This is a genomic window from Staphylococcus sp. T93, assembly GCF_016743875.1.
Classification (GTDB): domain Bacteria; phylum Bacillota; class Bacilli; order Staphylococcales; family Staphylococcaceae; genus Staphylococcus; species Staphylococcus aureus.
Genome location: NZ_CP068247.1, coordinates 127205 through 151909, shown reverse-complemented (window position 1 = coordinate 151909; position 24705 = coordinate 127205). Strand labels below are relative to the sequence as shown.

Genomic DNA, 24705 nt, shown 5'->3' with positions numbered 1-24705 from the left:
ACGACATGCCTGGACATATTTATTAGTTAAAATGTATTATCATAGTCACTCTTCGACATATTACCATGCAAATAAACCAACGAAAGCTGCTGTTAATAATGAAACTAGGATACCTGATAATAGCATCATAGGTACATATTTAGATACAAAGTCTGATGTCTTTTTATCAACAATGCCTTTCAATGTACCGATAATCATACCAATCGTTGAGAAGTTTGCAAATGAAATTAAGAATGTTGTAATAACCGCACGATGGTGTGGTGTATAAGATGCAATATCTTTAGAAATTTCACCCATAACAACAAATTCATTTGTAACAATTTTCTTAGCCATTTGTTGTGCTACCAACCACGCTTCATCATAAGGTAAACCGAGTAATAGCGCAAATGGATACATAAACACACCTAAAATTTGGTTTAAACCGAAACTACCTTTTATGCCTATCCATCCTGCTATCAATCCTGTAATCAAATTGATAAAACGATCAAATAGATCAGCTAACGCTACAAAACTAATAACAAATGCGATGATGATTAATACTAATTTACCTGCTGCTAATACAGAATCTCCAAGGAATGAGAAGAATGGTTGACGTTCAACTTCATTGTTTTTAAGACTGTAAATAATATCTTCTTTCTCTTCAACACTTACTGGATTCAACAAGCATGACACAATAATCGCGTTAACGATATTTAGTGGAATTGCCGTTAGTACCAGTTCTCCTGGTACCATTTGTACATACGCACCTACAATAGCTCCCGATACAGAGCTCATTGACATCATTGCGATTGTTAATACACGCATTTCATTCATACGTTTTAGTTGCTCACTTGATACGGCTAATGCTTCAGTATTTCCTAAGAACATCATTTCTATCCCAAAGAATGACTCGAATTTAGGTTGTCTTGTTACTTTAGCTAGTAACCAACCAATACCTCCAATAATTTTCGGTAAAATATTAAAGTACATTAAGATATCAAATAATGGCACTATTAATAATATTGGGAATAAGGCTGCAACAGCCATATCCATCATTTTAACATTTGTCAAACTTGCAAATGCAAAACCTGTACCAGCATGCGCTGACTGAACTACCCAAGCGATACCATTGGCTGCTCCTCTTACTGCTTTTTGACCCCAATCAAAATAAATAAAGAACCATGCTAAAAACAGGTTTAAAACAACTAAGATCCCAATTGATTGCCATTGGATATTTTTGCGATCTCTTGAAAATAATACCGCAATACCAAGAAATACAATTAGACCAATAATGTTGATTAATAAAAACATTTGGCACCCACCTATGATTTAATTTTTTAAAAATTTAGAAACATTGAAATATCAAACTTCTGTACCGTGGACTCTAAAATCAGTTAAATTGCTATGTAAAATATGAAGAATTATGACTCGTGGCTACAGTATTTAATATATGTATGTTTGCTTATAACTTGTATTATACCATGAGCATTTTTTTCTTAAAATATCGATTTCATTAATTTAAGAATTATTATGTCGTAACTTCTCAAATGATTTAAAATAGACAAAAGCTTGAAGCAATTTATTAACATCTATATCCATCAATGTGCCACACTTTAATTTCCTCGATGGTATATGTGTATTTGCTCCAAGCTTACTTATATATATAAAATTAATCTGTTAATTTTTGAGACACTACAAAGTTTTTATACTTCGCATGTGATGCCATCAGTTCTGAATGCGTACCTTTACCTGTTACCTGTCCTTTGTCTAAGAATATAATTTGACCGGCTTTTTTAATTGTAGACAAACGATGCGCAATGACAATCGTTGTTCTACCTTCCATCAATGTTTCTAAAGCTTCTTGAATTTTCAATTCACTTTCACTATCGAGATTAGCTGTTGCTTCATCAAGTAACAAAATATCAGGATTTTTAACAAAACTTCTAGCAATATCAATACGTTGACGTTGTCCGCCAGACAGTTTCAATCCTCGTTCACCTACAAGCGTGTCATATCCTTCATCAAATTGCATGATAAAATCATGACAGTTCGCTAATTTAGCATAATTAATAAGTTCTTCATCTGAAACATGACGATTAATTCCGTATAAAATATTGTCTCTAATTGTACCACTCATCATCGAATTTGATTGCATAACATATCCAATTTTGCGTCGCCACTTAGATAACGGGATATCATAGACACTTTCAAGGCCATATTTAATATCACCTGACTCAATTTCATACATACGTTCTATCAGATTAAATATCGTACTTTTACCAGACCCAGAAGGGCCTACAAAAGCACTCACTTGACCTTGTGGGATTTGGAACGACACATCATCTAATATTTTCTTCACATCATATTTAAAGTCTACATGTTCAAATGACAATACACCGTCATCAATTAATACATTTTCAGAATCTTCAAGAGCTTCTGTCGGTTCAATAGGTTCTTGCATGATTTCGTATATTCTACTACTTGCACCGACTGCCTTTTTATAATCTGTAACTAACGTGGAAAGATTGATTAAAGGCATAGATAACTGAATAACATAAAATATCATTGCAATTAATGTACCTGCAGTGATTGCACCAGTCGCAATTTCTAATGCACCAAAACCTAAAATAATTGCAATTGTTAGCAACATAACTATACCTGAAATTGGTTGTACAACTGCCGCAATTTTAGCCTGTTTTAAACCTAATTTATATATTTCATTCAAATTTTTATGTGCATTATCTAATTCAAGACGCTCTGTATTTGATATTTTAACAAGACGCATTTCAGTTAGGACACGCCCTAACAAACCACTGAAGTTTGCAATTTCAGATTGTGTACTTGTCGATATCTTTTGCATAATACGACCTAGAGGAATCATAATTAAAACGAATATCGGTATCGTTATAAATGTTAATAATGTCATTTTCCAATCTAAAATAAATAACATGATTAGTGACCCAACTAATGTAACGATTGATGGTAATAAGTTAGGTAGCTTTTGTGAAATAAATTCATTTATCACTTTCGTATCGTCAGTTAATCGACTCATTAATTGACCACTTTCATTTTTGTCAAAGAATGGCATTTTTAATTGTATGATATGCTCCCATAAAACTGAGCGTATCGCATAAATAATCTTTTCACCAATTTTACTTAATAAATATAAACCTAATCCGCTTAATAAAGCATTGATGACAAAGATACCACCAAATAATGCGATTAGATTCCAATTGATATGGCTCACGGAAAATTTATCTACAATTCGTCCAGTAAACAGTGGCACTAATAGTCCACTTAAGCTCCCTAGTGATGAAATAGTGATAGCTGCAACGATAAGACCCACTGGCCATGATAGTTTTTTAAATAAGAAAAACAATGGATTTTCTCGTTTCATAGTTTTACCTCTTCTGTTTGAAATTTATAGTTAATTCATTTAGATAGATACATGCATTTCTATCATATACTTTCTCCCAACAAAACTTTAAAAATCAAATAAAGTGTTGCCCCAAAATACCGCTCATAACATTTATATGATAGAATATTTCTATTGCATTTTTTGTAATAACTTCTCAAAGTCTTTATATTAAAACATGAAAATTAATCGCTTTTGAGTAAGTTTGCTCTTCGTACAAACATTATAACACCTTTAGCTACACACGTAATATATTTGCATTATTTTTCAAATTAACTGCAGAAAACTTTATTTTCAACAATTTAATTAAGGTGAAGTGAATTAGCAATGATTTCCGTAAGTAGGAATAACCATTGCTTTTAGGGAATATTTAAGAATTGGAAAAGGGAAGATTAACGCTTTATGAAAAATTTAATATCTATTATCATCATTTTATGTTTAACATTAAGTATTATGACACCATATGCACAAGCTACTAACAGTGACGTAACCCCTGTACAAGCAGCAAATCAATATGGTTATGCAGGTTTGTCGGCTGCATACGAACCGACGAGTGCTGTTAATGTAAGTCAAACTGGACAATTACTGTATCAATACAATATCGATACTAAGTGGAATCCAGCGTCTATGACTAAATTAATGACAATGTACTTAACATTGGAAGCTGTAAATAAGGGGCAGCTTTCACTTGATGACACAGTCACAATGACGAACAAAGAATATATTATGTCTACACTACCTGAGTTGAGTAATACGAAACTATATCCTGGACAAGTATGGACAATCGCAGACCTATTACAAATTACAGTATCTAATTCTAGTAATGCCGCGGCATTAATTTTAGCTAAGAAGGTTTCAAAAAACACCAGCGATTTCGTTGATTTAATGAATAACAAAGCTAAAGCTATCGGAATGAAAAATACACATTTCGTCAATCCAACGGGTGCTGAAAATTCAAGATTACGTACATTTGCACCAACAAAGTATAAAGACCAAGAACGTACTGTAACGACTGCTAGAGACTATGCCATTTTAGATTTACACGTGATTAAAGAGACACCTAAAATATTAGACTTTACAAAGCAGTTAGCACCAACAACGCATGCAGTTACGTATTACACATTCAACTTTTCATTGGAAGGTGCAAAAATGAGTTTGCCGGGTACAGATGGTTTAAAAACTGGATCAAGTGATACAGCAAATTACAACCATACGATTACTACCAAACGAGGTAAATTTAGAATTAATCAAGTTATCATGGGTGCAGGAGACTATAAAAACCTTGGTGGCGAGAAGCAACGTAATATGATGGGGAATGCATTAATGGAACGCTCATTTGATCAGTATAAATATGTAAAAATATTGTCTAAAGGTGAGCAAAGGATAAATGGTAAGAAATATTATGTTGAAAATGATCTTTACGATGTTTTACCAAGTGATTTTAGTAAAAAAGATTATAAACTTGTAGTCGAAGATGGTAAAGTACACGCGGACTATCCAAGAGAATTTATTAATAAAGATTATGGACCTCCAACTGTAGAAGTTCATCAGCCAATTATTCAAAAGGCAAATACTGTTGCTAAAAGTATGTGGGAAGAACATCCATTATTCACTATCATTGGTGGTACATGCCTTGTCGCTGGATTAGCACTTATTGTTCATATGATAATCAATCGTTTATTTAGAAAAAGAAAATAAAACATACTAAAAACGGACAAGTTGCACATTATAAAGCTGCGAAACTTGTCCGTTTTATATTTATTTTATAATAACCTAAGTTAATTTATCGTTTAGTATCGATAGTTCTATATAATTTATTTAGCATCTTTACCATATAATTCTTGTTTGATTTTAGTCGTCGAAATGCCTTCTGTACGTTTTAAATAAATGACTTCACATTTATCCTTTAAGAAGTCGAATTCACCTTCCCAGTCATGTCCCATAACAAAAACATCTACATCAAATTTTTCGACATCGTCTTCTTTTTGTCCCCAGCCCTTTTCTGGAATGACTAAATCGACATAGCGTATTGATTCAAGCATCATTTTTCGTTGTTCATAATCATAATAAGATTTTTTATGTTTAATTTGATTAAATTCATCTGTTGATAATGCTACTATTAAATAATCGCCCATCTCTCTTGCACGACGAAGCAATTCGATATGACCATAGTGAAGTAAGTCATATGTGCCATATGTTATTACACGTTTCATTAAGTTATCCTCCTCATATTGTCACATCATAGGATTGCAGTTTATGGTCATCAATGTACACGTTATCGTTTTAACATTGATTTTGTTCGATGTGCAAACTTTCTCCCTTTAAGTTGTATCAAGAATTTTTTATAAGTCGGCCTATTAATGCCCACTTGAATTAATGTTTGTCGCCACAATTCGTATATTTCTCTATCCCAATTCTCACCAATAAATTCAACTGTATTTATAATGTCAAACATGTTTTGCGATACATAATCAGAATGCTGCATAGACATAATATAGTCTTTTACGAGTTGAATTGTCGTGTGCGTTACTGCTGGGTGTTCGTTCATATAATATTTTAATGAATTATTGAATAAAATACGATCAACCATATCACTATATAATAGCCTTTGTTCAGGTAATAGTAACATTTCCATGACTCGTTGTCTTATTTTCATAATTTCTGTGATATATCTATTAAAATCTTCATCGTTACTTGTAGCATGTGTATCTATATCGTTATCTCCGACAATCATCTGTGAAACTAAATGTATATCCGTAGCTTTTTGCATCGCCTTGACAAGTATTGCGTGATTGTATGTGTTAGCTAAAGTTTCGTCACACTGTAATTCAGCAAATTTAGCACTGAATAACTTTCCGTCAAAAGACATCATTGATAACAAATCTGGTTGTTCCGTTAATGTAACGATTCGATTGTCTTTAATAAACTCATCAGCACTTTTCAATTTCCATTCACCATGGTAATTGTAAGCTCGCTGCCCTATTACCATATCAATATTATCATTATTTTTGAAAGCAGCAGTTAACCTATCTAATTTACCTGGCAATACGATTGATGTTGGTTTTATGACCATAAATGCGTCACTATCATGTGGATCTGTCATTTTGATATCCATCAAACCTTTATTAATACACGTAGCTATCGAAGCATTTTGTAATTGTATTAATGAAATATGCTTGAGTTCTCTTTGTAACCGTTCAATCATAGGAATTGTTTGATCAGTAGAACCACCATCAATACAAAGGATTCTATAGTGTTCTTTACTCTCAATAGATATTAACAATTGTCGAATTGTTGCCTCATTATTACATGTAGGTATGATTATCGTAAACCTCATTTTGTCACCATCTTATCTATATATTCTGTGAGCTGATGTAAACTTTTATCAGTATTATACTTATGCCAATCTTTAAATAACGGACTTAATAGATGTTCTTTTTCTTGTATCGTCATTATTAAATCTTCTTCAGTATACACTTTGTAGCTATCCGGTATTGCTTTGTAAAATTGATTCAGGCCTCTCACCTGATCATATGTTCCTTCATCATACACATAAAATATAGTTGGAATATCTAACAAGCTAGCTTCTATTGGCAGCGAACTATAGTCGCTAATAATTATATCTGACATTAGCATTAATGTAGACGTGTCGATTGAAGATACGTCATCAATGTCTGAATCTTCAATTGATGGATGTAATTTATTAATCAGTGTATATCCTGGTAAACATTTTTCAAAATAAGCTTTATCAATAGCCCTATTATCTGCTTTATCTTCTCTATATGTTGGTACATATAATACCAACTTATTTGTAATTCCATATTTATCCTTTAACTCTGCCTTAACCGTTGCTCTATCAGCTGTGTAATATTTATTAATTCTCGGAAGCCCAAAATACAGCATTTGCTCTTCTGTTGCACCTAAAGACTGTTTAAAACATTGTGACATTTGTTCACAACCCACTAAGTAAAAATCCGTCGCTTGATAAACTTTACGGTACTGCTGAACCATTGCCTTGTCAGACACATCGACTTGATGATCTGTTAAGCCAAAGTTTTTTAATGCACCACTTGCATGCCACGTTTGAACAATGTGTTGATTAGAAGTCTTATTATATCCACCTAGCAATAGGTAATAATTATCGATAATAATCATCTGCGCGCTTTTCAAAGCCTTAATTTGTTTTACCAATGTTCGATTAGTCATTTCTATCACATCAACATCGTCGCTAAGTTCAGATAAATAAGGCGCTTGTTTTGGTGTTGTTAAAACAGTTTTCTGATACGACGAATTATTTAATGCTTTGATGATAGGCTTAATATCTTCTGGAAAAGTCATCATAAATACGATATGCGGTTTATCAATCACTTGAGGCGTAATCATTTTAGAAAGTATTCGAACTACCAAATGATAAAATTTCTTTATTAAAACGTTCATAATACACCAACTTAATATGTTATTTACTTAAATTATAAACAAAAATGAACCCCACTTCCATTTATTAATGGTTAGCGGGGTTTCGTCATATAAATATATTACAAGAAGTCTGCAAATTGATCTCTATATTTCATGTGTAAGTACGCACCAATTGCAAAGAAAATGGCAACAATACCGAAATTGTATAACATTAATTTCCAATGATCCATGAAATACCATTCGTGATATAAAATTGCTGCACGGTATGATTCAGCAATAAAGTAAACTGGATTATATTTCATCATTTCATGAATTAAACCACTGATACCATGGTTCTTTGGTAGCCACAAAATTGGTGAAAAGTAAAATAATATTCTTAATATTGCTTGCATTAACATTTGTGTATCTCTAACTAACACACCGAGTGTTGATGTTAATAACGTCACCGAGGCAGTTAAGAAAAAACAAAACGGTACATATATCAATAATTGAATGATATGTATTGATGGATAAATACCAGTAAACATACATGCAATTATCACAAGTAAAAGTAAGCCTAAATGTCCATAAAATCTACTTGTCACAATATATGTCGGTATTATCGATAACGGGAAGTTCATTTTCGATACTTGATTAAACTTTTGTGTAATTGCTTTAGTACCTTCTAAAATACCTTGGTTGATGAAGAACCACATACTGATACCAACCAATAACCAATAAACAAAAGGTACACCATGAATTGGTGCATTACTTCTTATTCCTAATCCAAAAACCATCCAGTAAACCATAATTTGCATAACAGGGTTAATTAATTCCCAAGCCACACCTAAATAGTTACTATGATTGATAATTTTAACTTGAAACTGAGCCAGTCTTTGAATTAAATAAAAGTTCTTTACATGTTCTTTAAAAACTGTTCCTATTGCTGACATTCCATTAAACCACACTTTCAAATGTTTAACTATTTCTCTACTTAACTAAATAGTATTATAATAATTGTTGTAAATACTATCACTATACATGGATGCTATCAAAATTATTGTCTAGTTCTTTAAAATATTAGTTTATTACAAATACATTATAGTATACAATCATGTAAGTTGAAATAAGTTTAGTTTTTAAATATCATTGTTATCATTGATGATTAACATTTTGTGTCAAAACACCCACTCTGATAATAACAAAATCTTCTATACACTTTACAACAGGTTTTAAAATTTAACAACTGTTGAGTAGTATATTATAATCTAGATAAATGTGAATAAGGAAGGTCTACAAATGAACGTTTCGGTAAACATTAAAAATGTAACAAAAGAATATCGTATTTATCGTACAAATAAAGAACGTATGAAAGATGCGCTCATTCCCAAACATAAAAACAAAACATTTTTCGCTTTAGATGACATTAGTTTAAAAGCATATGAAGGTGACGTCATAGGGCTTGTTGGCATCAATGGTTCCGGCAAATCAACGTTGAGCAATATCATTGGCGGTTCTTTGTCGCCTACTGTTGGCAAAGTGGATCGTAATGGTGAAGTCAGCGTTATCGCAATTAGTGCTGGCTTGAGTGGACAACTTACAGGGATTGAAAATATCGAATTTAAAATGTTATGTATGGGCTTTAAGCGAAAAGAAATTAAAGCGATGACACCTAAGATTATTGAATTTAGTGAACTTGGTGAGTTTATTTATCAACCAGTTAAAAAGTATTCAAGTGGTATGCGTGCAAAACTTGGTTTTTCAATTAATATCACAGTTAATCCAGATATCTTAGTCATTGACGAAGCTTTATCTGTAGGTGACCAAACTTTTGCACAAAAATGTTTAGATAAAATTTACGAGTTTAAAGAGCAAAACAAAACCATCTTTTTCGTTAGTCATAACTTAGGACAAGTGAGACAATTTTGTACTAAGATTGCTTGGATTGAAGGCGGAAAGTTAAAAGATTACGGTGAACTTGATGATGTATTACCTAAATATGAAGCTTTCCTTAACGATTTTAAAAAGAAATCCAAAGCCGAACAAAAAGAATTTAGAAACAAACTCGATGAGTCCCGCTTCGTTATTAAATAAACCGAAAAAACCGAGAATCTCCATTTAAGGATTTCCTCGGTTTTATTTTTGTCATCATGATTATTTCGCCTTTTTTATTTTTCTTTTTGCTTTGGCTATTTTATACATAAATATTGGAATACTCTTTAATCTACCAATACGTTTCCAATCTATTAATGCTCTATATATCCATTCAATGTTTAATTTTCTAAAGATATAAGGCGCTCTCTTTTTAGCCCCAGCAAATACTTCAAGAGAACCACCTACGCCCATCATCACTGTAGATTCAAATTGGTTTTCATGTGTCATAATCCATTCTTCTTGTTTAGGGAATCCCATACCTACAAATATGTAATCAGGTTTAAACAGTTTAATTCGTTTCACTACTGTCTCATCTTCTAAATCAATATAACCGTGATGATGTGCAAACGATATGTTTGGATATCTTTGTTGCAATGCATATTGTGCCGCTTCTACAACTTCATTAGTTGCCCCTAGCAAAAATACTTTTTGATGATTTACATGAGCAATTTTCAAACATTCATCCATCAACTCAATACCAGGTATACGATGCGCTAGAGGTTGCTTTAAACGATGCGAAGCTTTGACTACTCCTGTCCCATCAGCAACAATATAGCTCGCTTGATTTATTAACTCTAAATACGCTTGATGTGTCGTCGCGTAATTCACTATTTCAGGGTTGGCTGTTACTATAAAAAGATTATTCGTTGATTGATTTGCAAAAAAGGTTTTAATATTTTCAACCATTTGCAACATTGTTGTATTATCAAAATCGACCCCTAAAATGTCAACTTTGGCTGTATTGGATCTTTCTTCAACAGTCATAACAGGAATCTCCTATCTTATTTCATTATTATGTTAGTGTAATCAATATTAACAGTATTTATATTCATCCTATTTATATCGAAATGATTTTGCTTTATTTTAACACATATTCACCTTTTCAAAAATTAAAATTAGTTTAACTAAGGTAAGTCTAAAGTCTAACGCTATTGATGCCAATATCATTTATAATAAGTGATAAGCAAACTTTAAATTAATATCTTATATGAGGTTAACAATGAATTATTTATCAAACTTTTTTAATACGACAATTCAACTTAATATATACATTATCGTTATTGTTGCAGCTTGTTATATTGCTATTCATCAATATAGACATAAGCCTGTTTTGAACTATTTAGATGTCATTTTAAACTATATCCCTGTTTTAACACATGAATTTGGTCATGTACTGTTTAATAAACTCGCTGGTGGCCGTGCAAAAGATTTAGTCATTGTAACAAGTCCACGAGAGCGACAACAGACATTACAACAAGGATTCGCAATTACACAATCTAGACATCTAGCAGGCCAATGGCTTACAACGATTGGTGGTTATTTTATGCCACCTATTATGTTATTGATAGGTTTAGCGTCGAGCCATTATCAGATACCTAGTTTCTTTATATTTACCTATTTATTGATATTTATTTATTTTTTAATTTTAACATCTAGAAAAGGCTCACCCATTGTTGTTATAACTTTAATTTCTATCATGTTGTATTTTATATTAAAAGATGAAAATATAGTAGAAATTCAACTACTTGTCACAATGAGTTATCAATATATTTTAGGTGTATTATTAGGCGAAGTTCTACAATCTAGTTGGACGATTGCTAAATTGACTTTCCAGCGTCCGAGTCCACAGTGGGATGGTAGTGCACTTAAAGAACTCAGTCATGTACCTATCTTCATTTATAGTACAATCTGGATTATCTTCAATCTTTATGCAGTGAATATTTTACTCAAATATACTCACTTGATAAATTAACTAATAAAAAAGAAGCCTAAAGCAATTATCCATATGTCTTTATCAGTTCAATCATGGATATCTTTATGGCTTCTTTATTTTATTTTTCAGCAAACATGTTCATTGCATTTTCGTAACTGACAATAATTACATTATCATTACGTTTAATGATAATTACTTTATTCATTTCATCTTTCGATACAATTTCCACTTCATTACCAATAGAAATATCTTTACTAGACAAATATATTAGCAAATCGGTCTTATCTCTCACACGTTTGATTGTAACGATATCACCAGGTTCATAATTCAAAATCGTTGTTATATATTTCTCTTTATATTCATTATTTCTAGGAATCACACCGCCGTGCGGGCAAGTTTCTGGGAAATTTAACAGGCTATCCAGCCTTTCAACAAATAAATCTGAAATTCGATGTTCTAAAATTTCTGCTTCTTGATGTACTTCTTCCCAATTATATTTCAATATTTCTATTAAAAATAATTCTAATAGTCGATGTCTCTTAATGATATCAAGCGTATGCGTTAAACCATCCTCTGTTAATCTAACACCTTTGTATGGTTTTGTTTCAACATAGCCTGCTTTTTCAAGACGTCCTACCATTTCACTTACAGATGGAGGCTTAATATTTAAAAATTGAGATAAGATTTTATTTGTCACAAAGTTTTTATCGCCATTATTCGTAAGGATTGCCTTTAAATAGTCCTCTTTTTCTTCAGTTAACATACTTTCACCTCACATACATTGTCTATATTATATCACGAATTTACTTGACATGATAAATATTCTCAGTTTATTATACAATTAATTAGGTTAGCCTAAACTTTTAATTAGGAGGTATAAACGTTTGTTAGAAACAAAAGATTTAAATCTGTTTTTAGGTAATAAGCATGTACTTAAAAACATTTCCTTATCGATACCAGTACGCGGCGAAATAATTGGTATCATGGGCCCGAATGGTGCTGGTAAATCTTCCCTTATCAAGTCTTTAATTGGTGAATTTAATGCTACCGGTACTAAATTGTTATATAACAAACCTATACAACAACAACTGCAACATATTACATATATTCCACAAAAAGCACATATTGATTTAGATTTTCCTATAAGTGTGGAACAAGTGATTTTATCAGGTTGCTACAAAGAAATTGGATGGTTTAGACGACCTAATAAATCAGCAAGGGATAAACTCAAACAGTTATTAAGCGATTTAGAATTAGAATCTTTACGTCATCGACAAATTTCAGAATTAAGTGGTGGACAATTACAACGTGTGCTAGTAGCAAGAGCATTGATGTCCGAAAGTGAAGTTTATTTTCTAGATGAGCCGTTTGTCGGAATTGATTTTAGTAACGAAAAATTAATCATGACAAAAATCGAGAACTTAAAACAACAAGGAAAACTTATTCTTATCATCCACCATGATCTATCAAAAGCAAAGCAATACTTTGATCGCATTATTCTATTAAATCAAACATTACGATACTTTGGTGATAGTGAAGAGGCTATGAGTGTCACTCGCTTAAACGAAACATTTATGAGTAGCACTGACTGTAGTGACCCTAGTCAAAGGAGCAATATAACATGTTAGAGTTTGTCGAACATTTATTTACATATCAATTCTTGAATCGAGCATTGATAACTTCAATTATTGTAGGGATAGTTTGTGGTACAGTTGGTAGTTTAATTGTATTACGTGGTCTTTCATTAATGGGAGATGCAATGAGTCACGCAGTATTACCTGGTGTTGCCCTATCATTCTTATTTGGTATTCCAATGTTTGTAGGCGCACTTATAACTGGTATGATCGCAAGTATTTTTATCGGTTATATCACATCTAGTAGTAAAACGAAACCTGACGCCGCTATTGGAATTAGTTTTACCGCTTTCTTAGCTTCGGGGATTATTATTATTAGCTTAATAAACACTACGACAGATTTGTACCATATTCTGTTTGGTAATTTACTGGCAATCACAAATAGTGCATTTTTAACAACTATTGTGATTGGTTCAATCGTCCTTATTCTAATCATTATTTTCTATCGTCCATTAATGATTTCTACATTCGATCCAACGTTTAGTAGAATGAGTGGTCTAAATACGACGTTATTACATTACTTTGTGATGTTGTTACTCTCATTAGTAACAGTAGCAAGTATTCAAACGGTAGGTATTATTCTTGTAGTTGCATTATTAATTACACCTGCATCTACAGCATTTTTAATTAGTAAAAAACTATACTCAATGATGATTATAGCAAGTTTAATAAGTGTCATAAGTTCAATTGTCGGACTTTATTACAGCTATATTTACAACATTCCTAGTGGTGCGACAATCGTACTTTGTACGTTTGTAATTTATATCATCACATTATTTTTCACAAAATTTACGAATAGAAAGAAACGAGGAAGTTTAACATGAAAAAATTAGTACCTTTATTATTAGCCTTATTACTTCTAGTTGCTGCATGTGGTACTGGTGGTAAACAAAGCAGTGATAAGTCAAATGGCAAATTAAAAGTAGTAACGACGAATTCAATTTTATATGATATGGCTAAAAATGTTGGTGGAGACAACGTCGATATTCATAGTATTGTACCTGTTGGTCAAGATCCTCATGAATATGAAGTTAAACCTAAAGATATTAAAAAGTTAACTGACGCTGACGTTATTTTATACAACGGATTAAATTTAGAGACTGGTAACGGTTGGTTTGAAAAAGCCTTAGAACAGGCTGGTAAATCATTAAAAGATAAAAAAGTTATCGCAGTATCAAAAGATGTTAAACCTATCTATTTAAACGGTGAAGAAGGCAACAAAGATAAACAAGATCCACACGCATGGTTAAGTTTAGATAACGGTATTAAATACGTAAAAACAATTCAACAAACATTTATCGATAACGACAAAAAACATAAAGCAGATTATGAAAAGCAAGGTAACAAATACATTGCTCAATTGGAAAAATTAAATAATGACAGTAAAGACAGTAAAGACAAATTTAATGACATTCCAAAAGAACAACGTGCCATGATTACAAGTGAAGGTGCCTTCAAGTACTTCTCAAAACAATACGGTATTACACCAGGTTATATTTGGGAAATTAACACTGAAAAACAAGGTACACCTGAACAAATGAGACAAGCTATTGAGTTTGTTAAAAAGCACAAATTAAAACACTTATTAGTAGAAACAAGTGTTGATAAGAAAGCAATGGAAAGTTTATCTGAAGAAACGAAGAAAGATATCTTTGGTGAAGTGTACACAGATTCAATCGGTAAAGAAGGCACTAAAGGTGACTCTTACTACAAAATGATGAAATCAAATATTGAAACTGTACACGGAAGCATGAAATAACACGCTGTGTTTTAATGAAGTAAGATGAATTGATGTTGATGCAACCTAAAATATTGGTATCTCCAATATTTTAGGCCACACATCAACATAACAAAGTCGAAGGCTAATAGTCCCATATCGTGCGTTAAATATATATTACCCTCCTATTAATATATATACCGTTCCCGATCGCACGATATGGTGGTATTAGAACTTCTCTTTGAACGAAAGAGAAAAGCTAGAAGTTCTTATGCAGTTTTAATTAAACTGTAAACATTTGTCACTCTTTAAATCAAAGAGTAAAGTTAAAAGCTTTATGTGGTTTTGATTAAACTGCGAACAGCTGCTTCTCTTTGAACGAAAGAGAAAAGCTAGAAGTTCTTATGCAGTTTTTAATTAAACTGTAAACATTTATCACTCTTTAAATCAAAGAGTAAAGTTAAAAGCTTTATGTGGTTTTGATTAAACTGCGAACAGCTGCTTCTCTTTGAACGAAAGAGAAAAGCTAGAAGTTCTTATGCAGTTTTAATTAAACTGTAAACATTTATCACTCTTTAAATCAAAGAGTAAAGTTAAAAGCTTTATGTGGTTTTGATTAAACTGCGAACAGCTGCTTCTCTTTGAACGAAAGAGAAAAGCTAGAAGTTCTTATGCAGTTTTAATTAAACTGTAAACATTTATCACTCTTTAAATCAAAGAGTAAAGTTAAAAGCTTTATGTGGTTTTGATTAAACTGCGAACAGCTGCTTCTCTTTGAACGAGAGAGAAAAGCTAGAAGTTCTTATGCAGTTTTAATTAAACTGTCGTTCCCTTCATCTCTTTTAACCACAGAGATGCGTTAGAAGTTCTTCTAATACAATTTATACAACGCCATTCCCTACACACTCTTATAAAAGAGATTCACGCGCGTCAATAAATTGTATTACATACTAACTAAAAAGCTTTTCTTAATCGTACTAACGAAGTTAGAGGTTCTTATGTGATTGGACAACTGTTCTCCCTACTAGACTTTTAGCATAGCTGGTTAAAAGTACTATTACAGATTGTTCAATTGTATGCCCCTTTCCTTTGAACGGAATATTAAAAGCTATGTGCAGTAACTTTTAATAGGCATACCACTTTTGCATCAAGCTATAAATAATCGCATACTTTGATATTTAATCTGGCCTATCAAAGTAAACATCTATGGTTTCCTCCCCCCATAGATCCTTAAGCCACACTCATCCGATGTCATATGAGTGTGGCTATTTTTTGTGAATACACTTAACTTCACCTTTAAATGACTTCGCTTAATCTATCTCCTCCAATTTTTAAAACTTATTTCAATTAAATCTCAAATATTAATAATTCGTATAGTTTAAAACTATCTATTCAATTCCCCTAAAATAAAAGGGATTGATGAAAAGCCCTTCAGTTTTTCATCAATCCCTTTTAGCATAATTAGGAACTACGTCATACTATCTACAATAACCATTTCATCATAATTGATGGCTTCTCTTAGTTTTAACGCTGTACCTTCTGATACTTCATCTGTATCAATCAACTCACGTAAAATGCGACGTTGTTCTCTCAATGCATTTAATTTAATTTTAGTAATCGTATCTTCACTTGCTGAGTTGAAGAAATTTGATGGTGTTAAGTTTTCAATTCGCATTAAATAACCGTCACAAACCATTCCAACTTCAAGTGTATTATCTTTTGTTGTTTCCTTAGACAAACGACTAACCACATTATAATGGACTAATTTATTAATTTTATTTAATTCCATTAAGTTATCCGTAACACTAAGTGAAGATGCGGAGTTCACTCTCGTTTGTACTCTTCGTTTTAATAAAGCACCTCGTAATAATACAATCATTCTTCTTATTAATGATGCTTGTCTATATACCTGTGTTCTTTCAGCATAACGCATATAGTTTTCAAGTACACTATTCGTTATTTGTCCTTCATCTACTAAAGACTCTAATGTTTTTGTTTCTACATTAAAAGCAATTTTTTGTAGACGTTCTAATTCTTTAGAGTTTTCATCATCTTTCTCTACAGTTTTTAAAAATGCTAATTTATCATGATATTCTTTAATCACGTTACCATATTTAAAACTTGTTTCGAAAGTAGATTTTTGATTTAGATAATCAATAACTTGTTCTAATATATAAATTCTAGCAACTTTAAACGACATATTGCCAATTACTGTTTTAGGTGCAGGTTTCGTTAATAATGGCAATAATACTTGCGCAACTACCAAACTAATAATAACCATACCAGATGCAATAAATAATAAGTCGTTTCTATACGTAAAAGCATGATGCCCTGCTAAAAAATACGGTAACGTTAATGCGATTGCTAAAGAAATTGTTCCATGCACACCACATAACGTCATAATTAAAGCGTATAAACTTCGCTTTGGTGGTTTCTCAGTCGTTGGATTATCATCATCATTTTTAGTCATCATTTTTTGGAATGGACTGATGGCTAAATAAAAATAAGGATATAAGACATAAACCCAAACAAATCTAAATAGATAGACAGCTAAAGCAACAACAATAGTGATGCCTATTAAAAAGATTAAATTGTGCGGTTCTGTTTTGATAATTTTAATAATAACTTCAGGTACTAAAAATCCTAATATTGAAAAAACAAAGCCATTTAAAACATAACCTAGTATATTCCATGTATGATTGTAACTCATTTGCAGTTGTGTACGTACTTGCATAATTCTGTCACGTTCGAAACCATGTACAAGTCCTGCAACTACTGCTGCAATGATTCCTGATGCGTGAAACAATTCAGCAATTAAATACGTAACAAATGGTGTTAACAATTGAATAATTGTAAACATATTAATGTTTTCATATCCTCGACGCATCAATGTTAATCGGAACCTTACTAATGCCATACCTATAAGTAAACCAACCACTGCGCCACCAATTGATGCAATTAAAAACAACTGAACAGCATCAACAAGTGAAAAAGCACCTGTAACTAATACTCCAACAGCTATTTTAAATGAAATAATACCAGCAGCATCATTCAATAATGACTCACCTTCAAGAATTGTCATTGCTCCTTTTGGCAAGACCTTTCCTTTAGTGATTGCTTGCACTGCTACTGCATCAGTAGGACAAAGAATGGCAGCAATTGCAAATGCTGCTCCAATAGGTAAATCTGGCCAAATCCAATGAATAAATAAACCTACACCTATCACAGTAGTAATGACTAATCCTAATGCCATCATCATCACTGGCTTAATATATTTCCTTAAATGGACTCTAGAAACATTAACACCTTCTACAAATAACAAAGGCGCAATCATTGTTACCATAAACAATTCAGAATCAAAATTAAATTGAACAGGGATTGGGGTAATAAATAGTAACATGCCCAAGAAAATTTGTATAAATGCTAGGGGTACTTTAGGTATGAAAGTATGGACAAACGAACTTAGTATCACAACAGCTATAAATATAAGAATTGTTTCAAATATTTCCAAACTTTCACCTCTCTAAAAAGTATTGTTTAATTGAAAATTAAGTATCACATCTCGTTGTAATTATACTTTAGAGGATAAATTGAGTTAGCGACCACAAAAGCACTTTAATATAGATATATGTCTACGATTGCAGTACTTAAATTTGCAATTATTTAATTTTATTTTATCACTAATTGTTTGTATAAATAAACAACTTGCTTTCACATAACAACATTAACTTATAATACAAAAAATGAGCACCTTAAAATCGACTAACCAATTTCAAAGTACTCTTTTAATGATTAATTTTGAAAACAGATTTTCAAAAGCATTGTTATGCTTAACAATTTAGCCAACACTTCAATCGTTTTGATACCATTTCTTACGATGCTCTTCTCGTTTTTCAGCACGTAATTGTAATGCTTCTGTAGAGTTTTGTTCATTTGAACTTAATAATATTGATGCATGTGTGTGAGCATCATTTTTTCGATACATATAAGCGCCGTTGCGATAAGCAGCGCGAGCGACTAAGTGCATGCCGACTGGTGAAGTTAAATTAATAAAAACAAGTGACAGTAATAAACGCACACTGAAAAATCCTGTATTCACAATAAAATAAATTAATACACCGATTAAAGTTAATAACACGGATAAAGTTGAACTTTTTGTCGCAGCGTGACTTCTTAAGAAAACATCTTGGAATTTCACGATACCTATTGCACTAATAAGAGCAATAAAACTACCTAACAACAACATCACAGCAGCAATAAGACTAAAGATTTCTTTTGTTATTTCCATTAAACACATGCCCCCCACCAATAAAGCGTGATATTGAAACAGAACTTACAAAAGATATAATGGCAATGAGCATGATTGAATCTAAGAAAGAAACGGTGCCCATAAGTACACTTAACACACCCACAATTGACATTACGACAGCACTTGTTGTATCAAATGTAACGACACGATCTGCTGTTGTAGGTCCCTTGATTAATCTAAATAAACAGATGATTAATGCAATTCCAAAAATAATGAGTGAACTAATAATCATAATATGTGTTATTGTTTGTATCATCGCGACACCTCCAATATTAAGTCTTCATAATGCTTAATACTTCTTAACAAACTATCTTTTTCTTTTTCTGACACGTCGATACTATGAATAAAAAACTTTTTAGAGTCTTGAGAAATTCGTATTACTGTAGACCCTGGAGTTATAATAATTAAAATTGTTAAAAATGTTATTGACCAATCACTTGTTAGTCTTGTTTCATATGAAAGTAATCCAGGGTTCATATCTTTTGTTTTAAAAAGAATATAATTAATCGTGCTAATGCTAGATGTTATTAATTGATATAAATAAACACCTAAAAATTTAATAGCTACCCATATTTTTCTAACATAAAAATCATCGCTGAAAAACCTGTGTAATATATAAATGACAATTAAACCAATTAGATATCCAGAAAAGAAAGTCGAGAATTTAAAATGATCTTCATCTTGAAATAATACCCATAAGAATGCAATGATAATATTTAAAACTATTTGATTCATTTAGTCCTCTCCTTTCAAATGCGGATTTACAAGTTTTTGATATAATTGATCACTCGTGTTCAACTCAGTTGCATCACTTGTAACATTTAACACAACAGGTGCAGCAATTCCGATTGCGATAACCACAACTACTAAAATACTTAAAATTCTTTTTCGATATAGCGGGATTTTCTTAAAATTAACTTCCTCCCCATCTTTATCTCCAAAATACATATAAAAAAGTATCCTAAATAAACTGTACATTGCAATTAGACTAGTAATAATCATTAACGCTAGTCCAATATAATTGCCATTTTGCAATGCACCTTGGAAAATAAGTACTTTCCCCGGAAAGCCACTAAATGGAGGCACGCCGCCAATAGCAAAAATCATTATAATAAACGCAACTCCAAATAAAGGTTCTTTTTTAGCTAAGCCATTCAAATATTGATATTGTCGATAGCCTGTAATGTAAACTAAACTACCAATAATAAAAAATAGCAATGTTTTTACAACAATGTCATTTACCAAATAAAATATTGCACCATTAATACCTGCAAACGTGTTTGTTCCTAAACCTAAAATGATAAATCCTATTGAGATTATGACTTGGTAAGCTGCAATCTTTTTAATATCTTTATAAGCAATGACACCTATAGCGCCGATGACCATAGTTATAGCAGCCATAGTTGCTAGCAATGGATGTATGAGATCATTATGTTGATCAAATAGTAAAGTGAAGAATCGAATTAATGCATAGGCCCCTACTTTGGTCATTAACGCTGCAAATAATGCTGCAAGCTCAGTATTTAACACAGCGTAGGCTTTGGGTAGCCACATAAAAAGGACCAGCGCTGCTTTCGCACTAAATGCGACTAAGAAGATTAATGAAATCATTGTAACAGTGCGATTATCTCCCATGTCATTCAAACGCATTGCAATATGTGAAAAGTTTAATGTACCTACTGTTTTATAAAGTAAACCTATACCTAATAAGAATAGCCATGAACCAATAATATTCAAGACAACATAAATAATTGCAGCACGTAATTGTTCTACAGATTGTCCAAGTGTAATGAGTACAAATGACGCTAGTAACATAATTTCAAACATGACGTATAAATTAAATAAATCTGATGTTAGAAAAGAGCCTATCACGCCAACACTTAAAAATAATATGAACGATGGCAAGTGATAACGATTTGCTTTATGTTCGCCACGCCCAAATCCGTATGCCATAATTAAAGTAATCACAAACGAAGCGGTTGTAACCATAATTAAACTTAAAGAATCTCCTAAAAACTGTATACCAAAGGGCGCTGACCATCCTCCAAAGTCTAGCGTAATTGGACGGTGACGCTGAACATAAATTAATAGCATTAATGAAATAATTGTGGTGATAGTCATTGTACCTAAGTATAAATATTTAGAAATACGATCATTATTTTTTAAAAATACAAGGATTAAGGCACAAAGGAATGGTAATAACATTGGTAAAATCAATAAGTTACTTAGCATCATCTTCCCCCCTTAGGCCTTCAATTTCATCTTCTTTTGTTACTTTATAAGTTCTATAAACAAGTACAAGTAAAAACGCAGTCATCCCAAACCCTATAACTATTGCAGTTAGTACAATAGCTTGTAACAAGGGATCAACAAACAATTGGTTTCCACCAGTTATTAGTGGTTCTGATCTACTAGAACCATACGTTCCCATACTCATAATAATGAGATTACCAGCATGAGTATATATTGAAATTCCGATTACAATACGAATTAAATTGATTGATAAAATCATATATGTTCCTATAAACACTAAAAATCCTATAACTAGTAATAATATTAAATTCATGATCGACCTCCGCTAAGCGACAACATCACTGTGACAATAACACCAACAACTGAGAATAAAATACCTAATTCAAAAAGTGTTATTGTACTTACATGAATTTGTCCTAAAATTGGAAGTATCCAAGTTGTTTCATATTGAGACAAAAATGGTTTTCCAAAAAACATAGGTATTATCGCAGTAATAGATGATACCAATGCTCCAATAATCATTAAAATTCTAAAATCAATCGGTAAACTTTCTAAAACCTCTTCAACATTAAAAGCCAGAAACATTAAAATAAACGCTGAACTAAATATTAAACCACCAATAAACCCACCACCAGGATTATTATGACCTGCGAAGAAGACATAGAATCCGAAAGTCAATAAAATAAATACAACAAGTTTCGTGACCGTTCTTAACACGACATCATTCTCTTTCATCTTGTCCCCTCCGATCTTGATAATTTAATAATGTGTAAATACCTAGCCCAGTAATAATTAACACTAATCCTTCAAATAATGTATCTAATGCTCTAAAGTCACCAAGTATCGCATTTACAATATTTTTACCACCTGTTAGTTTGTCAGCTTTTAAATAAAAGTCTGATATTGATGATAAACCATCTGTTTGTTGTGTAATAAAAATTAATGATACAACAATAAGTGCCATCAAGAGTGATACAGAAATTTTAATTATTTCTCTTTTTTTGTTAGCGTTAGATCTTGGCACGTTTGGTAATCTTGAAAAACTGACAATAAATAGTATCGTCGTTATTGTTTCAACTACTAGCTGAGTCAATGCTAGATCAGGGGCTTTCATTGCTATAAAGAATAAGGTCACAACAAATCCGATGACTCCATTTAAAATGACCATTGTCAGTCGTTGACGTATAAAAATTAAAGAAATACCAATTGTGACAGTTACGATTGCTAATATAATTTCTAATGCCCCAAATTCAGAAACATGTAACTGATGTACTTTAGGAAGTCCAATTCGAATATAACCATATCCAATGATAATCATAAATATGCCTAAGGTCATAATAATGTATTGGTTTAAACGATCTTGCATAACACGTTTAAATCGCTTCGTAGCAAACTTTTCAAAATGTCGATATACCATCTCATAGCTTTTTGAAACTGAAATCTGTCTAATTTTACCTGTGAACACTTTTTTCCAATCTACTTTGATTGCTAGTACACTACCCAATAAAATAATGATGATGGTTAAAAGAAGCGGTATGTTAAATCCATGCCATTGCGAAACATGTGGTGCCAATTGATCAATTTGATGATTACCACCTGATACAGCTCTTAATGCTAGAACGATAATCCCCTTCCCAAATATATTTGGTACAAAAAAGATTACAGGTACTAGCACCATTAATATAAGAGATGGTAAACTAAACAACCATGGTTCGTGGATATTTTTTTTAGTAAAAACCTTAGAATCATATTTTGTCCAAAATACTTCTTTTACCATGTATAGTGCATATGTGAATGTAAAAACACTCGCAATAACACCAACAAACACGATAGCTATCATTGAAATCAAACTAAATTGGGATAATTGTCCAGTTTGTGTTAATGCATCTAAAAACATTTCTTTACTTAAAAATCCATTTAAAAATGGTACTCCAGCCATAGATAGAGCCGCTATCGTCATGACTAGATTCATTTTAGGAAATAGTTGACGCATTCCACTTAAAATTCGTATATCCCTTGAACCTGCTTCATGATCTAAAATACCTACTCCCATGAAAAGCGCACATTTAAAGATGGCATGATTCATTAGATGAAATAGCGCACCAAATAATACAAATACATAAATAGATGCTATTGCGTCTTGTTGGTGTTGAGCATATCCGCCACCTATACCCACCATAGCCATAATCATCCCAAGTTGACTGATTGTAGAGTACGCTAGGATACCTTTTAAATCCCATTGTTTTAAAGCTGTAATTGAACCAAATAACATTGTTATTAAACCAACAAACGTAACGATATATACGTACATATTGCTAAGACCTAATAATGGTGTAAATCGAAGTAATAAAAAGATACCAGCTTTTACCATCGTGGCTGAATGTAAATAAGCACTTACAGGTGTAGGTGCAGCCATTGCTCTAGGTAGCCAAATATGAAATGGAAATTGTGCTGATTTTGTAAATGCACCTAATAAAAACATAAAAATCATAGGGATAAACAATCCATGATTCTTAATATGATCTGCTTGTCCTAATATCTCTGTGATGTTATTCGTTCCTGTCATGATATACAGCATAATAAAACCAACTAATAACGCCAATCCACCAAATACTGTAATCATAAATGATTGAATCGCACCAAATTGACTGTCACCATTGTTATACCAATATGAAATCAATAAAAATGATGATACACTCGTTAATTCCCAAAAAATGTACATCAATATCGTATTGTCTGATAATACAATACCAATCATACTGAACATAAATAACGTTAAATAAAAATAAAACCTTGGTAAATTGTCTTTTCGAGAGGATAAATATTGAGTTGCATAGAAGAATACTGCAATTCCAATAAGTGAAATAATAAGAGAAAACATTAAACTTAAACCATCTAAACGTAAATCTAAATTAATATCTAATGTCTTAATCCATGGAATAGAGGTAGAAAGATATTGCAGTTTAGCTACTGATGGTATTTGAATCAAAAAATAGATAGATGAAATTACAGGTGCAACCAACGCTATGTACCCGGCATATTTAGCCAATGCTCTACGTTTAGACATTAGAAGTATCATCGCCATAATCACAAGTATAGCAATTAATAAATAAACCAAACTCATTATTAGCCTCC

Annotated in this window: 22 protein-coding genes; 6 read left to right on the top strand and 16 right to left on the bottom strand. The window is 31.9% G+C overall.

The window, feature by feature from the left end; translation table 11 throughout:
- Positions 1-60: 60 nt before the first annotated feature.
- Together JG553_RS00715 and JG553_RS00710 are read right to left on the bottom strand one after the other, a co-directional pair.
- Entirely contained in the window at positions 61-1290 is a 1230-nt protein-coding gene (locus tag JG553_RS00715) for a NupC/NupG family nucleoside CNT transporter (protein ID WP_000479279.1), read from the bottom strand.
- A 358-nt stretch (positions 1291-1648) separates the two neighbouring features.
- Positions 1649-3376, bottom strand: coding sequence for an ABC transporter ATP-binding protein (locus JG553_RS00710; RefSeq protein WP_000817954.1), 1728 nt, complete (start codon positions 3374-3376; stop codon positions 1649-1651).
- Positions 3377-3796: 420 nt separating this feature from the next.
- Between JG553_RS00710 and pbp4 the strand changes: the two genes are divergently transcribed.
- Positions 3797-5092: a penicillin-binding protein PBP4 gene (gene pbp4, locus JG553_RS00705; RefSeq protein WP_000793070.1), complete on the top strand. Its 1296-nt coding sequence runs from the start codon at positions 3797-3799 to the stop codon at positions 5090-5092.
- Between the two features lie 116 nt (positions 5093-5208).
- On the opposite strand, the gene tagD is transcribed toward pbp4, so the two are convergent.
- The 4 genes from tagD to tagG form a co-directional block, all read right to left on the bottom strand.
- Complete coding sequence (gene tagD / locus JG553_RS00700) at positions 5209-5607, bottom strand: glycerol-3-phosphate cytidylyltransferase (protein ID WP_000832260.1); 399 nt, start codon at positions 5605-5607, stop codon at positions 5209-5211.
- Positions 5608-5669: 62 nt separating this feature from the next.
- Positions 5670-6731: a glycosyltransferase family 2 protein gene (locus JG553_RS00695; protein ID WP_001212874.1), complete on the bottom strand. Its 1062-nt coding sequence runs from the start codon at positions 6729-6731 to the stop codon at positions 5670-5672.
- Positions 6728-7831, bottom strand: a complete 1104-nt coding sequence (gene tarB / locus JG553_RS00690) for a teichoic acid glycerol-phosphate primase TarB (RefSeq protein WP_001101603.1) — start codon at positions 7829-7831, stop codon at positions 6728-6730. Before tarB ends, JG553_RS00695 begins: the two co-directional genes overlap by 4 nt.
- Before the next feature lie 98 nt (positions 7832-7929).
- A complete protein-coding gene (tagG, locus tag JG553_RS00685) occupies positions 7930-8742 on the bottom strand; it encodes a teichoic acids export ABC transporter permease subunit TagG (protein ID WP_001273058.1) in 813 nt (270 codons plus the stop codon).
- Positions 8743-9088: 346 nt separating this feature from the next.
- On the opposite strand from tagG, the gene tagH reads away from it, so the two are divergent.
- Positions 9089-9883: a teichoic acids export ABC transporter ATP-binding subunit TagH gene (gene tagH, locus JG553_RS00680; protein WP_001103232.1), complete on the top strand. Its 795-nt coding sequence runs from the start codon at positions 9089-9091 to the stop codon at positions 9881-9883.
- A 60-nt stretch (positions 9884-9943) separates the two neighbouring features.
- On the opposite strand, the gene tarA is transcribed toward tagH, so the two are convergent.
- Positions 9944-10708: an N-acetylglucosaminyldiphosphoundecaprenol N-acetyl-beta-D-mannosaminyltransferase TarA gene (tarA, locus tag JG553_RS00675; protein WP_000215388.1), complete on the bottom strand. Its 765-nt coding sequence runs from the start codon at positions 10706-10708 to the stop codon at positions 9944-9946.
- 235 nt (positions 10709-10943) lie between these two features.
- Here tarA and JG553_RS00670 point away from each other — a divergent pair, with 235 nt between their 5' ends.
- The gene (locus JG553_RS00670) at positions 10944-11696 is read left to right on the top strand and encodes a M50 family metallopeptidase (RefSeq protein ID WP_001108545.1); all 753 of its coding nucleotides are present in this window, start codon (positions 10944-10946) and stop codon (positions 11694-11696) included.
- Between the two features lie 79 nt (positions 11697-11775).
- Here JG553_RS00670 and JG553_RS00665 read toward each other — a convergent pair whose 3' ends face one another.
- Entirely contained in the window at positions 11776-12420 is a 645-nt protein-coding gene (locus JG553_RS00665) for a metal-dependent transcriptional regulator (RefSeq protein ID WP_000954654.1), read from the bottom strand.
- Between the two features lie 121 nt (positions 12421-12541).
- Here JG553_RS00665 and JG553_RS00660 point away from each other — a divergent pair, with 121 nt between their 5' ends.
- From JG553_RS00660 to mntC, 3 genes are read left to right on the top strand one after another with little or no spacing between them, the layout of a single operon-like run.
- A complete protein-coding gene (locus JG553_RS00660; protein ID WP_000894461.1) occupies positions 12542-13285 on the top strand; it encodes a metal ABC transporter ATP-binding protein in 744 nt (247 codons plus the stop codon).
- The gene (locus JG553_RS00655) at positions 13279-14115 is read left to right on the top strand and encodes a metal ABC transporter permease (RefSeq protein ID WP_000889252.1); all 837 of its coding nucleotides are present in this window, start codon (positions 13279-13281) and stop codon (positions 14113-14115) included. The genes JG553_RS00660 and JG553_RS00655 overlap by 7 nt, the downstream gene beginning before the upstream one ends.
- Complete coding sequence (mntC, locus tag JG553_RS00650) at positions 14112-15050, top strand: manganese ABC transporter substrate-binding lipoprotein MntC (RefSeq protein ID WP_000737655.1); 939 nt, start codon at positions 14112-14114, stop codon at positions 15048-15050. Before JG553_RS00655 ends, mntC begins: the two co-directional genes overlap by 4 nt.
- Positions 15051-16476: 1426 nt before the next feature.
- Here the strand turns inward: mntC and JG553_RS00645 are convergent.
- The 8 genes from JG553_RS00645 to mnhA2 all read right to left on the bottom strand — a co-directional run bounded on the left by JG553_RS00645 (position 16477) and on the right by mnhA2 (position 24694).
- Positions 16477-18519: a cation:proton antiporter gene (locus tag JG553_RS00645; protein ID WP_000402172.1), complete on the bottom strand. Its 2043-nt coding sequence runs from the start codon at positions 18517-18519 to the stop codon at positions 16477-16479.
- A gap of 339 nt (positions 18520-18858) precedes the next feature.
- Positions 18859-19296 carry a Na+/H+ antiporter Mnh2 subunit G gene (gene mnhG2 / locus JG553_RS00640; protein ID WP_000406611.1) on the bottom strand — a complete coding sequence of 146 codons (438 nt, stop codon included), beginning with the start codon at positions 19294-19296 and terminating at the stop codon, positions 18859-18861.
- Complete coding sequence (gene mnhF2 / locus JG553_RS00635) at positions 19271-19573, bottom strand: Na+/H+ antiporter Mnh2 subunit F (RefSeq protein ID WP_000616642.1); 303 nt, start codon at positions 19571-19573, stop codon at positions 19271-19273. Before mnhF2 ends, mnhG2 begins: the two co-directional genes overlap by 26 nt.
- Complete coding sequence (gene mnhE2 / locus JG553_RS00630; RefSeq protein ID WP_001071973.1) at positions 19570-20052, bottom strand: Na+/H+ antiporter Mnh2 subunit E; 483 nt, start codon at positions 20050-20052, stop codon at positions 19570-19572. Before mnhE2 ends, mnhF2 begins: the two co-directional genes overlap by 4 nt.
- Positions 20053-21549, bottom strand: a complete 1497-nt coding sequence (gene mnhD2 / locus JG553_RS00625; RefSeq protein WP_000950548.1) for a Na+/H+ antiporter Mnh2 subunit D — start codon at positions 21547-21549, stop codon at positions 20053-20055.
- Positions 21539-21883, bottom strand: coding sequence for a Na+/H+ antiporter Mnh2 subunit C (gene mnhC2, locus JG553_RS00620; RefSeq protein WP_001048985.1), 345 nt, complete (start codon positions 21881-21883; stop codon positions 21539-21541). Before mnhC2 ends, mnhD2 begins: the two co-directional genes overlap by 11 nt.
- Entirely contained in the window at positions 21880-22305 is a 426-nt protein-coding gene (mnhB2, locus tag JG553_RS00615) for a Na+/H+ antiporter Mnh2 subunit B (protein WP_000661906.1), read from the bottom strand. Before mnhB2 ends, mnhC2 begins: the two co-directional genes overlap by 4 nt.
- Complete coding sequence (gene mnhA2 / locus JG553_RS00610) at positions 22292-24694, bottom strand: Na+/H+ antiporter Mnh2 subunit A (RefSeq protein WP_000060776.1); 2403 nt, start codon at positions 24692-24694, stop codon at positions 22292-22294. The genes mnhB2 and mnhA2 overlap by 14 nt, the downstream gene beginning before the upstream one ends.
- Positions 24695-24705 lie beyond the last annotated feature (11 nt).